Origin of the sequence: Coleofasciculus sp., assembly GCF_046539235.1 — a bacterium.
Taxonomy (GTDB): domain Bacteria; phylum Cyanobacteriota; class Cyanobacteriia; order Cyanobacteriales; family Coleofasciculaceae; genus Coleofasciculus.
This window is the reverse complement of the sequence record NZ_JBKHHI010000177.1, coordinates 1-12,579: the sequence shown is the minus strand read 5'-3', so window position 1 is coordinate 12,579 and position 12,579 is coordinate 1. Positions and strand designations below refer to the sequence as shown.

Below are 12,579 nucleotides of genomic sequence, written 5' to 3'. Positions count from 1 at the left end.
GGGGGATGCGAGGGGGATCGACAATGTACCGCATAGCAGATCAAACTGCTGTAATTCTTTTTCTTAGTGCTTTAATCTTCTTTATCCGTCGTTACCTCCTATGCTGGTTCTCCCTGGCTATCAAATCCAGGCGCAAATTTATGAAAGCGCCAATTCCCTCGTCTACCGTGCGATCCGAACTCAAGATAGTCAACCGATTATCCTTAAACTCCTCAAACAGGATTATCCGACACCGGAAGAATTAGTCCGCTATCGGCAAGAGTATGACTTGACTCACCGCCTTAATGTAGAAGGGGTGTGTCGTTCCCTGAGTCTGGAACCCTATCAAAATACCTTAGTCATTGTCTTTGAAGACTTTGGCGGTGAGTCTCTCAGACAGTGGATGAATCAGGATTCCTTCACCCTAGAGGACTTTTTACAGATTGCGATCGCGACAACCACAAGTTTAGCCCAAGTCCACGCCGCTAATATTATTCACAAAGATATCAACCCTGCCAATATTGTTTACAACCCTAACACGCAACAGTTAAAACTGATTGATTTTGGCATTTCTACGGTGTTATCGCGGGAAACCCCAATCCTAAAAAATCCGAATGTGTTAGAAGGAACATTAGCATATATGTCACCGGAACAAACCGGGAGAATGAATCGTTCCCTCGATTACCGCACAGATTTCTATTCCCTTGGTATTACCTTTTATGAACTGCTAACCGGAAAACTTCCCTTTGAAACTACGGATGTCTTGGAATTAGTCCATTGTCATCTAGCCAAACAACCGATACCTCCAGACCAACTCGTAGGGGCGCACCGACGTGCGCCCTTAAACCAACCTGCGACCTTACCCCCAATTCTCTCAGAAATTGTCATAAAATTAATGGCAAAAACCGCTGAGGATCGATATCAAAGTGCCTTGGGAATCAAGGCGGATTTAGAAGAATGCCAGAGACAACTTTACGAAAAAGGTAGTATCTCAAATTTCCCCCTCGCTTGTCACGATAGTCCCGATAAATTTCAAATTCCCCAAAAACTTTACGGAATAGAACGCGAAATTGAACAATTAATCAGTGCTTTTGAGCGAGTGTCAGAACGCAGTGAAGTGATGCTGGTTGTCGGCTATTCAGGAATTGGCAAATCTGCTTTAGTACAGGAACTCTATAAACCCGTTACCCAAAAGCGCGGTTATTTCATTTCTGGTAAGTTTGACCAGTATCAGCGCGACATCCCATACAGTGCGATCGTTAATGCCTTTCAAGAATTAGTCAAACAACTCTTAACCGAACCGGACACAAAGCTTCAAGAATGGCGCGATAAACTATTAGCCGCTTTGGGCATTAATGGACAAGTCATTATTGATGTCATTCCAGAAATTGAATGGATTATCGGCAAACAACCTGAAATACCTGAACTGGGAGCGACAGAAGCACAAAATCGGTTTAATTTAGTCTTTCAGAACTTCATCAACGTTTTTACCAATACCTCCCATCCCCTCGCTTTATTTCTCGATGATTTGCAATGGGCATATGGCGCATCTTTAAAACTCATCCAAGTGTTAATGTCTGCTGCCTCACCGGGACTATTTTTAGTGGGCGCGTATCGAGACAATGAGGTGTTTCCAGCGCATCCGTTAATGCTGATGTTAGAGGAGATTACAAAAGCGGGGTCAATTGTCAATCATATTTCTTTGTCTTCTCTAGATTTACCCACGGTAAATCTACTTATTTGTGATACCCTAAATTGTTCTGAAGATAGGGCTAACTCGCTGGCGGAATTGGTGCATTTTAAAACAGGTGGAAATCCCTTCTTTATGAATGAGTTTCTCATGTCACTTTATACAGAAGGGGTATTAGAGTTTACCTATTCCACTCAGAGTGATGGAGACGTGAAAGGACAATGGCAATGGGATTTAGCACAAATTAACGCCCTAGGTTTCACAGACAATGTTGTTGACCTGATGATGCCTTGCTGACTATAATGAACATCGTGGGAAGTCGGGTTATCAACTCATTCAAAATGGCATTGGCATTAATACCGGATATTTGATGCTAGGAACGGTTGGCGGACAAAACCGGATGGATGGAACCGTGATTAGCGATGCAGTGAATTTAGCCTCTCGGATTGAAAGCCTGACGAAAGAGTATGGCGTATCGTTGTTAATCTCCCAGCATACATTTTCTCGCTTGCAAAATCCAACCAATTATGCTATCCGTCAGGTTGATCAAGTGAAAGTTAAAGGTAAATCGGAATTAGTAACAGTTTATGAAGTCTTTGATGCTGATTTGCCTAGTATCAAAGCCCAGAAGATAGCCACCCTACAAACCTACATCGAAGCCTGTTCCTACTACAACCTCAACGCCTACAGGAAAGCGATAGAGGGGTTCGAGGAATGTCTGCGGCAAAATCCTGATGATAATGTGGCAAAGATTTATCTCAAACGCTGTCACGATAAACTTAAATTGTATGGCAATGATCAGTAGGTATACATACTTTAGAGTTTGTAGTAAGCGCTTTAGCGCTTCTGGCACTAAAGTGCCTACTACGAACCCAGCTTAAGTCAGCGACATTCGGGTATAGATAGTGAGCAAGATGCTCACACTACAATTCGCCATTCTGGACATTAAGGTTTAAATGTCAAACAACTTATGATGACACCTGACTCAAGGCTTGCTGTAAACGGGATTTATCTTGTCCTTTCTGATGCAGCAGTACCCAAGACTCCATAAGATCAGGACCATGGACATCACCCGTAAGTCCAGCACGCAGCGATCGCATAACTAACCCTTTCTTCACTTTTTGTTGTTTGGTCACCTGTTTAATAATTTGTCCAGCGCTTTCTGCACTGAATTCCGGCGTATTGTCTAATGCTTCCCAAACCGCGTTCAGTACATCTGTCGCCCCTTCTTTTTTAAGTTGCTCAATTGCATCTGGGGTCAACTCAACCGAGTCGGTAAAGAACAGCCGCGTCATCTCCACCGCATCCGGTAAGCGCGTCAGACTCGGACCAATCACAGCTGCTAATCGTTCTAACCAAGGGCGATTATTTTCCGGGTCAATTTTATACCCAGCTTCTTGCCAATAGGGAATCAGTAACTCGACTAATTCTGATGGTGATTTTTTGTGCAGATATTGACTATTGAGCCAATCCAGTTTATCCCAGTCAAACTTTGCTCCCGCCTTATTCACCCGATCAAAACTAAACTGTTGGGCGGCTTCTTCTAGGGTAAAAATTTCCTGGGTTGAATCCGGTGGTGACCAACCCAATAGTGTCATATAATTTGCCATGGCTTCCGGGACAAACCCCATATTCTGAAACTCAGAAATAGAGGTCACGCCATCGCGTTTAGACAGTTTTTGCCCCTGGGGATTCAGAATTAAAGGCGTGTGAGCAAATTCGGGTACGGTTGCACCGAGGGCTTCATACAGTAATATCTGTTTGGCAGTATTGGCAATGTGGTCTTCCCCTCGAATGACATGAGTGATTTTCATATCAATGTCATCAACCACTACCGCTAAATTATAAAGAGGCTGACCAATTTCACCTTGAGAAGCCGCCCGGGCAATTACCATATCCCCACCTAAATCACTCCCTTTCCAGGTGAGTTTACCGCGCACCAGGTCATTCCAGACAATATCGCGATTATCGTCAATCTTAAACCGAATCACCGGCTGTCGTCCCTCCGCTTCAAAGGCGGTGCGTTGTTCTGGGGTAAGATTGCGGTGACGGTTATCGTAGCGAGGGGCTTCTTTCCGGGCTTTTTGGGCGTCCCGGAGTGCCTTGAGTTCGTCTTCTGTGGTGTAACAGTAATAGGCTAACCCTTTATCTAAAAGGGTTTGAATGGTGTGGTGATAAAGATCAAACCGTTGCGATTGAAAAACCGGTCCTTCATCCCAGTTGAGTCCTAACCAGGTGAGTCCATCCAATATATTCTGGGTATATTCGGGACGCGATCGCGTCTGGTCGGTGTCTTCGATGCGTAGAATAAACTGACCCCCGTGGTGTCGGGCGAATAGCCAGTTAAATACGGCGGTTCTGGCGGTACCGATGTGTAAGTTCCCGGTGGGAGACGGTGCAATGCGGACTCTAACAGTCACAAGATCAATCTCTGGTTAGGGTTGGCTAAGTATTTTCCAGCTATTCATTGTAGCGTATAACGGCGATAATTTTAGTTCAGATTTATAGCAAAAGCCAGAGGGGGAGCCTATCACCTTTAATTCTCATGTAGGGGCGACCCGCTTGTCCAAATTAACAACTGTGTCCACTCAATTTACTCGGGTCGCCCTTTACTCAACCCCCTGGGTCAGAACGTGTTTTGTTTTTGTTTAAGTTGTAGTCGATTATGTCGTTGCGGTAAAGCGAAAATCTAAATTGTCAACAATAGATTTGCGATTCATCTCACGGTCAATCAGAGATTAGACCGTGAGATGAATCGCCGATAAAGCTAAATCTTTAAGCATTTTACGGGACTGACGGGGCTCGAACCCGCAACTTCCGCCGTGACAGGGCGGTGCTCTAACCAATTGAACTACAGTCCCAATTTCAGAGCCGATTTCTATTGTTACGAATATCTATGGATTTGTCAAGCCCAAGCCGAAAATTTTTTTTCTCTGGGTGTGTAGGGGAAGCCGGGGAAACCGGGGAAGCCGGGGAAGATGAGGGAGAAGATTCCCAATGAACCATGAACAATCAACAATGAACCATGAACAATCGCAGAAACAAATTCTGCCAAAAATGCTTCAACGACGATAAGTTAACCCGAACCCCTAATTCATGCCTAGAGGTTTCAACGTCTCTATCTCTCCATCCATTCTCCTTACCTTCTGTTTTAGCCTCGTTACCGCCGATGCTGCTGCATTCCCCGATATCCCAACCCATTGGGCAAAGGATTGCATTAACCAGATGGCATCTCGAAACCTAGTCACGGGTTACCCAGATGGCACGTTTCGCCCCAATGGTTCGATTACCCGGGCAGAATTTGCGGTGTTAATGCTGAATGCCTTTCCCGACGCCGAAGTTAAACGCAGTGGGATTACGTTTACAGATGTACCACAGCGTCACTGGGCATATCGGGCCATTCAAGACGCTTATCAACGGGAATTTTTCGCGGGTTATCCAGGGCGGATTTTTCAACCCAGTCAACCAATTCCCCGTGTGCAAGCGATTGGGGTTTTGGCGGGGGCGAAGAATTACAGCATTCCCAGTAATCCATACTCTACCCTGGGACAGTATTTCCAAGATGCCTCTGATATTCCAGGATACGCCAGGAATGCGATCGCGGCGGCGGCGGTAAATACTCTGGTGGTGAATTATCCTACAGTGCAACAGCTTCGCCCCAATGAACGGGCGACTCGGGGCGAAGTTGCGGCGTTATTATGTCGGGCGTTAAATATTTATACAGTTCCGCCTCAGTATATTGCTGGGGTTGAAATTCATCCCCAACAGGTACGGACATTACCCGGAGGACTAAATTCTGTTCCTACATTTAATAGTAATTATCCGGAATTGGTCAGAAGTGAAGGAATTTTGTTATCCACGTTTTCCCAAACCGGAAAGCGCATTCCTTCTGCCCATCTGAACTTTCCCTTTCAAGGACGTTTCGATATTTTTACCCATCATATCGCTAGGGCAGAAACTCAAGCAGAAACTCGTCCCCTTTATCAGGGATTGCTGCTGCACAATCCTACCGATAAATCGGTAACGGTTGAGGTTTTGCAAGCGGCGAGTTATTTAAGTACTCCCGATGCCCCATTTATTGACTTACCGGATATAGTAGATAATCCCCATGGTAAGATTTATTCCGGACCCGGTAGTCGCACGATGAATGATGTACTGCGGGGGATTCGTCAGGACAGTTTTCCGGAACAAATAGTCTTAGCAGCAGGGCAAACTCAACTGTTGATGAATCAACCGATTCCTATCCAACGGGCACCTGCATCAAATGGGCGTTCTACGATGATGCGGTTAAGCAGTAATGGTTCAGTTTATGTTGCCAATTTAGCCATGAAAGCGCCGCAAAACTCGAATGGTACATACCGCGCCCCGGCATTAGCGGAATGGCAAACCTTATTAGTCGAAGGGGAATTAGCAGAACCCCGTAATCTTACGCCAACCCCCCTTGAGCCGCCTAGAGAACCCACGGTATTTGGACGAGTTGCCGGGGTTTCCCAAGGGACACAATGGTTAGCAGAGATTACCGATACCTTAGAATCGGATAATTTTAGCATTCCCCAACCGGGCGAGGCATTTTCTTATGTTTTAGGGACACTGCATTTAATTACATTGAATACGGGACAAATTCAAAGTGCGCCGATGTTAGCCCGTTATCCGGATACGGCTTATTATGCTCATAGTAATTATGGCGTTGAATATAATCTAGCGTTACCCCTGAAAAATACGACCAGTCAATCTCAAAGGGTTACGGTATCGATGCAAACACCGTTAAAAGATGAGGCAGGGTCAGATAAATTACTGTTTTTGAATCCGTCAGTTGATCAGGTCTTTTTTCGGGGAACAATTCGGGTCAGTTATGAAGATGATCAAGGTAAAAATCAGACACGCTATGTGCATTTAGTTCAGCGTCGGGGACAACCGTCTGACCCCTTAGTTACGTTAAATTTAGCGCCAGGGGAACAGCGAAAGGTAAACGTCGAATTTATTTATCCACCTGATTCCACACCGCCGCAGGTGTTGACGGTGAAGACATTGGCGAGGTAACAGTCCTCACCCCCAGCCCCTATCCCAAGCTGGGTATAAAGTGCAACGACAAACCTGGCTTGATTGTACCATTCCTTTTAAAATTTATTGCCACCAATGACACAAAATGAGCCATTATTTCGTCAAAGGTTTAGAGGGTCATCTGCATTTCATATAGGGTCTTGAATAAGGCAGGGTGTATCTGCTTTTTTTACCTTGCCGACTCTGGGAAGAGAATGACTTAGGGAGATCCATGTCTCCCGTAGTCTAAGATACTTCTTATTCCTATTTGTTAGGGTAATTCAAGGAATTAAACAAGCTTATTTTTCCAACGGTTCGCCAGCCGCCTTCCAGCCATTAATACTGGGAGGAAAACTGCGAACATTCCTGTAACCTAACAACCGCAACGCCGTCATGCCAATTGCCGTGCGATGCCCACTAGAACAGTATAAAATTACAGGTTTATCCGTGGGAATTTTATCCAAATTTTTGGTGAGAGATCCCACGGGAATATTAATAGCGCCAGGAATGTGTCCTGAATCATATTCCGACGGTTGTCGCACATCCACTAATACTACATCTTTCTCCTTTTTTAACTTGTTCTTCAACTGCTTCACTGGCATCACTGTGTAGTAATCTCGTGGTAGCGAATTCAGCAACTGATCCACTGCTGTATAGACTTCTGCGCTAGGTGGACTCGTCACCTTAGAGTCTACGGCAGCTAGGGCAGATTTAGGAACGAATACACCACTCAATAGCGTTAAAACCAGTAAAAATCCCAGGAGCAGTCCTGATATCATTCTTTTGCTTTTCATCATTATTTTTCCTTGATAGAGTTGTTTATTCATTGTGGTATGAAGGATTTATCATCAGCAATATATTTTATTTATTTTGCATATTTAAGCAAAGATAAACGCCAAACAAGTTGAATAATTTTGGTACAATTATTGCTGTGATTAGTCTCCCTACTCATCTCATATTTCCTAACCCATTCACTCCTGTCGCTAAACAGAAACCGCTCGATTTTCTTCCCAGGGGCGGGTACCGGATTCCCGACGAATATCTCGCCAAATCTGAGTCGCTGCTAAAGCACCATCTCCAGCCGCCACAACCACTTGATTTAACCCCACCTTCAAGTCTCCAATCGCAAAAATTCGCGGGTGAGAAGTCCGCCCCATTTTATCGGTAATCAGATTACTACCCTTGACATCTAAATTGAATCCTTGGAGATAAGTATTGTGATAGCGTGACCCCATAGAAATTAATCCGGTTTCTAAGGAAATAATTGACCCATCCACTAACTCAACTCCCGTCATCTGGTGATTTTTACCCAGAAATTTCTTAATCGGGGTTTCCACCAAACGATAACCATGATTGTGCAGTTGAGAACGCATTGAGTCACTCACCTCAAACAGTCCATGAGTGAAAACGGTGATATAAGGTGTAAACCAACTCAGATTAAACACCATTTCTTCAATACTAGCTTCACTACCCGCAAAGAAACCACATTGTTTATCTGTCATTTCGTAGCCATCACAAACCATACAGACATGCAAATTATATCCGGCATAATCAAAAACATTTTGCATATCCTCCAAAGGTGGTAAATTGTCGATAATGCCACTCGCAGCAATTAAGTATTTCGAGCGTAATACGGAGTAAATAGTATTTTTACGACCCACTTTGACTCGCACCGCAAATCTATCTCCCTCATCCACCACTTCTTCAACATAACCATTCAGCATATCACCGTTTAAAGACGTGTAATGCTGTTTTCCTTGTTGCAACAAAACGCGACCCGGAGTATCCGGTGGTAAGCCTAAATAATTGTGCAATTCCTGCATCCAAAATGAGCGAGCTTTGCCTTTATCAATAATTAAGCTTGAAAGGCGAAATCGTTGCAGATAGATTCCAGCAGAAAGTCCACCGGCACCGCCGCCGACGACAATCGCATCATAAATGTGATTCAGACGTTCAGGCAATTTTTTTTTCGTGAGTTGCATAGTTTTAATGGTTCTAGAGAACTGAGAATGACTTATCCAGTAAGCTTTAGCTTACTTTAGCTTTAAGCCAGAAATTTATTTCTTGGCTCTCAAGTCAACAACATTTCGCTTAAGGAGCATGCCATTTAACCTAAAGAGTCTCCACCCGCAACAAGCAAACAAGACTGACTTTATGATTCAGACGTTCAGGCAGATTTTTTTCGTGAGTTGCATAGTTGTAATAATTCGAGAAAACTGAGAAAGACTTATTGAGTAAGCTAAAGCTTACTTGAGCTTGGGTTCCAGAAATTTATTTCTTGGCTCCCTGGCTTTTCCCAAACTCCTGTTATGACACATCTCTACTTTTAGTAGCCACTCCAGAAATATGAGGGCTAACAATTGGAAAAGAAACCTGAAACTGCTGATAATTTAGGTTTTCAAATCCAGCCTTTTCTAATGCCAGCCAGGTTTCCCGATTCGGGCGACACCCATCAAACACCGTTTTCCAAATCGGCTCAATGCTACCTTGAATCCGCCGTTGCCAACTGCCACATTCAGCCGCCACATGTTCAACAAACAAAAAGCGACCCCCTGGCTTGAGAATTCGCCGGATTTCTTGCACCGTTGCGGTAAGATTACTGACGGAACAGAGGACGTAGGTACTGACAACAGCATCCACAGTATTATCATCAACATCAATCCGTTCAGCTGACCCACTTTTGATATCAATCCTGTCCAATCCAACCTGTTCGGCTTCCTGTTCCAGGTAGGAATGCATAAAGGGATTCGGTTCAACGCCTATCCAATGAATGTCAGTGGGATAATACTCTAAATTAACCCCAGCGCCTGGTCCAATTTCTAAGACTTTCCCCTGCAAGTCGGCAAATAAAGCCTGCTTGAGTTCAGCTAGGGTAGAATGGCTACTGCAATTTGCCAATTGAATGGCCTTTTCATCCGCCGTGTTTGCTTTCGCCATTCCCCAAGCAAATAACTGTTTGTACCAGTTTGAGCAGGGTTGTATTTTCAGTACCATAATGATTCACCATTCACAATCAGGGGACTTTCATGGTAACAAATCAGCATCAGGGTTGTTTCCTAGCAGCGATTCCCTTACGAATTGGTTTGAATCTCTAAGCCTAACCGTCGCCATTCCACCATACCGCCCGTGATGTTAAACACTTTAGCAAAACCCGCTTTCGCCAGTTGTTTGGCAGCAATAGGACTGCGATGGGCGGTTAAACAAATAACGGCAATGGGTTTATCTTTGGGCAAATCTTGGAACCACTGTGGTAATACCCAGCGGCGAAACATCGGGATCATGCCGATAAGAATGCGGGGTAAACTGAGGTTAATTGCACGGGGAGCGTGACCCATGGCATATTCAAAACCACTGCGGACATCGATGAGTAAAGGCTGATTTGGAGATTGGACAAATTCTTGTGGAGAACAGTCTTTGACAGAGGGGAAGAAAGAAGATACAGAGTTCATAGGTTATTCTCAATTCAAAATGTTAAAACTCAACGGTGTTGCTGTTACTAAGTAGTCGGACACAATTAAAGTTTACACCCACCACGGTGTTTCCCCAGTGCGGGGATCAGTTTCCGTCCAAGGCGCTATGCGAATGTAGTCGCCTTCGATATTAACCTGCACCAGCTTCAGGGGACGGTCAGCCGGACCCCGGACAACAGAACCATCGGGACTATAACGAGACCCGTGACAGGGACATTGAAATTGTTGGTCGATATTGTTCCAAGGAAAGGTACAACCTAAGTGGGTACAGTTATCGACAATTCCGATTGAGTCTAAGGTGTTATCGTCGGTAACGGTCAAATACGTTGGCTCACCTGCTAAACCCGCAACCAAAGCACGGGCGCCTGCACCTTGGGCGACGATTTGGGACATGGGGATGGGATTCCCTAATTTATCTTTGGCGATAATCGAACCATCTGCATCTCCTTCCTGGGGTGGGACAAAGAATTTAGCGGCTGGATAGAGGGCGGCGCTAGCTGTGGCGGCGATGGTTGCTCCGGTGAGGAAGTTGAGAAGCTGTCGCCGAGACATTGAGGGACTTTGCATCGATAGACTGTCTTCCATGGATATCCTCCGATTTGTGTCAAAAAAATTTACGAGTTGTTACCTAGTTTAATAACCATCTGGTTATTTAGTCAAGTGATAAGATATTGGGAAGATGACCTGCTTCAAATGTGGGTAATTATTGTAAGACTTACCCACAACCTCTATTTGTAGGGTGTGTTAGCGTATACAACGCATTATTACCTCTATAGATGGTGTAGCTACGTAAGTCCCCTGACTTTTCAGGGGAAGTCTAGAAACCTGAGTCGGGGCGGGTTTAGTCACTTATGGGTGCAACCAAAAAGATGGTCGTGAAACCCGCCCCTACACAATTAATACTCACGTTGCGCCACATATCGTGAAAAAGTCAGACTTCCTACAGGTGTTTCGTTGTGGAGTGCAGCTCAGTCCATATAGATTGTAAATATAGTTACAAAGTTGTATAGTTTTAAGAAACAGTGGTGTAATCATGGCTCATATTGTGGTAATCGGTGCGGGTATTAGCGGACTACCCACCGCTTACGAACTACGGCATCTCCTGCCTCACGTCCACCGAATTACGTTAATTTGTGACAAACCGAAATTTACCTTTATTCCTTCTCTGCCGTGGGTTGCGTTCAATTTAACTCCACTCGAGCGAATTCAAGTAGACATTGCTTCTGTGGTCAAGTCCCGTCAAATTGAGTTTGTTCAAGGTAAGGTAACGGGTATTGACCCCCAGGCTCAATGGTTAAGGGTGGGAGACAGGTCTATTAATTATGACTATGTAGTGATTGCTACTGGGGCGGAATTAGCCCTAGATGCCATACCCGGATTAGGACCTGATCACGGTTACACCCAATCGGTGTGCAATCCTCACCATGCTTTGATGGCAAAACAAGCGTGGGCGAAATTTCTGGAAAATCCCGGACCCTTGGTTGTGGGGGCGGTTCCGGGTGCGAGTTGTATGGGACCGGCTTATGAGTTTGCCCTATTAGCCGATTGGATACTGCGGCGACAAGGATTGCGAGAACAAGTACCGATTACGTTTGTCACCCCAGAACCCTATGCGGGTCATTTAGGAATTGGGGGTATGGCAGATTCGGCGGAGTTGGTGACTGAATTAATGCGTCAACGGCAGATTGAGGTGATGGAGAAGGCTGAAATTACTGCCATTCATCCGCATCAAATAACTTTGGCAGAGGGTCATAGGCTACCATTCCACTATGCCATGCTGCTACCGCCATTCCGAGGACCGCGCTTTGTCCGAGATGTTCCTGGGTTGAGTGATCAGAAGGGTTTTCTACCTGTATTACCGACGTATCAGCATCCTTCATTTCCCTCTATTTATAGTGCGGGCGTAGTGGTGCAGTTATCGCCACCGGAAAAGACTCCTTTGCCTATCGGTGTGCCAAAAACGGGGCAAATGGCGGAGGCGATGGGTATGGCGGTGGCGCACAACATTGCTAGAGAGTTGGGTGTGATTCAAGCTGCACCGATGACGCCAACGTTGGCAGCGATTTGTATGGCGGATTTTGGTGATACAGGAATTGTATTCTTAGCTGATCCCGTTTTACCTAATCCGAAAACGGGTCAACGGCGACGTGCGATCGCCAAACGCGGTCGTTGGGTAAGCTGGTTAAAGATTGCTTTTGAGCGATTTTTCTTAACCAAGATGCGATGGGGGTTATCTGTACCTTGGTTTGAGCGTTGGGGTTTGCGCTTGTTGGGCTTGTCGCTGGTAGAACCGATTCCAGGATCAAAGGATTATCCAATTGAGTCAAGTCTACAAGCAAGATAAGTGATTAAACTAAAAGTTTGGCGTAATAAGTCTGGAAAAGTCCGGCTCAAGCTATA

Annotated in this window: 10 protein-coding genes, 1 tRNA gene and 1 pseudogene; 5 read left to right on the top strand and 7 right to left on the bottom strand. The window is 45.1% G+C overall.

The window, feature by feature from the left end; translation table 11 throughout:
* Positions 1 to 100: 100 nt before the first annotated feature.
* Both ACLFWI_RS16420 and ACLFWI_RS16415 read left to right on the top strand, forming a co-directional pair.
* Positions 101 to 1,957 (top strand): annotated as a pseudogene (locus ACLFWI_RS16420) (ATP-binding protein); the annotation flags it as partial.
* 46 nt (positions 1,958 to 2,003) lie between these two features.
* Positions 2,004 to 2,474, top strand: a complete 471-nt coding sequence (locus tag ACLFWI_RS16415; RefSeq protein ID WP_446413803.1) for an adenylate/guanylate cyclase domain-containing protein — start codon at positions 2,004 to 2,006, stop codon at positions 2,472 to 2,474.
* Positions 2,475 to 2,637: 163 nt separating this feature from the next.
* On the opposite strand, the gene gltX is transcribed toward ACLFWI_RS16415, so the two are convergent.
* On the bottom strand, positions 2,638 to 4,089 hold the full coding sequence (gene gltX / locus ACLFWI_RS16410) for a glutamate--tRNA ligase (RefSeq protein ID WP_446413802.1): 1,452 nt from the start codon (positions 4,087 to 4,089) through the stop codon (positions 2,638 to 2,640).
* Positions 4,090 to 4,456: 367 nt separating this feature from the next.
* Positions 4,457 to 4,530: transfer RNA gene (locus tag ACLFWI_RS16405), tRNA-Asp, on the bottom strand.
* A 164-nt stretch (positions 4,531 to 4,694) separates the two neighbouring features.
* On the opposite strand from ACLFWI_RS16405, the gene ACLFWI_RS16400 reads away from it, so the two are divergent.
* Together ACLFWI_RS16400 and ACLFWI_RS16395 are read left to right on the top strand one after the other, a co-directional pair.
* Positions 4,695 to 4,913, top strand: a complete 219-nt coding sequence (locus ACLFWI_RS16400; RefSeq protein ID WP_446413801.1) for a hypothetical protein — start codon at positions 4,695 to 4,697, stop codon at positions 4,911 to 4,913.
* Positions 4,895 to 6,709 carry a DUF3370 family protein gene (locus ACLFWI_RS16395; protein ID WP_446413800.1) on the top strand — a complete coding sequence of 605 codons (1,815 nt, stop codon included), beginning with the start codon at positions 4,895 to 4,897 and terminating at the stop codon, positions 6,707 to 6,709. The genes ACLFWI_RS16400 and ACLFWI_RS16395 overlap by 19 nt, the downstream gene beginning before the upstream one ends.
* Positions 6,710 to 7,008: 299 nt before the next feature.
* Here the strand turns inward: ACLFWI_RS16395 and ACLFWI_RS16390 are convergent, their stop codons facing one another.
* The 5 genes from ACLFWI_RS16390 to petC form a co-directional block, all read right to left on the bottom strand.
* Positions 7,009 to 7,506, bottom strand: coding sequence for a rhodanese-like domain-containing protein (locus ACLFWI_RS16390; protein WP_446413799.1), 498 nt, complete (start codon positions 7,504 to 7,506; stop codon positions 7,009 to 7,011).
* Between the two features lie 186 nt (positions 7,507 to 7,692).
* Positions 7,693 to 8,691, bottom strand: coding sequence for an NAD(P)/FAD-dependent oxidoreductase (locus ACLFWI_RS16385; RefSeq protein WP_446413798.1), 999 nt, complete (start codon positions 8,689 to 8,691; stop codon positions 7,693 to 7,695).
* A gap of 325 nt (positions 8,692 to 9,016) precedes the next feature.
* On the bottom strand, positions 9,017 to 9,703 hold the full coding sequence (locus tag ACLFWI_RS16380; RefSeq protein WP_446413797.1) for a class I SAM-dependent methyltransferase: 687 nt from the start codon (positions 9,701 to 9,703) through the stop codon (positions 9,017 to 9,019).
* A gap of 77 nt (positions 9,704 to 9,780) precedes the next feature.
* The gene (locus ACLFWI_RS16375; protein ID WP_446413796.1) at positions 9,781 to 10,158 is read right to left on the bottom strand and encodes a rhodanese-like domain-containing protein; all 378 of its coding nucleotides are present in this window, start codon (positions 10,156 to 10,158) and stop codon (positions 9,781 to 9,783) included.
* Between the two features lie 72 nt (positions 10,159 to 10,230).
* A complete protein-coding gene (petC, locus tag ACLFWI_RS16370; RefSeq protein ID WP_446413795.1) occupies positions 10,231 to 10,764 on the bottom strand; it encodes a cytochrome b6-f complex iron-sulfur subunit in 534 nt (177 codons plus the stop codon).
* Between the two features lie 448 nt (positions 10,765 to 11,212).
* On the opposite strand from petC, the gene ACLFWI_RS16365 reads away from it, so the two are divergent.
* Positions 11,213 to 12,523 carry an NAD(P)/FAD-dependent oxidoreductase gene (locus tag ACLFWI_RS16365; RefSeq protein WP_446413794.1) on the top strand — a complete coding sequence of 437 codons (1,311 nt, stop codon included), beginning with the start codon at positions 11,213 to 11,215 and terminating at the stop codon, positions 12,521 to 12,523.
* Positions 12,524 to 12,579 lie beyond the last annotated feature (56 nt).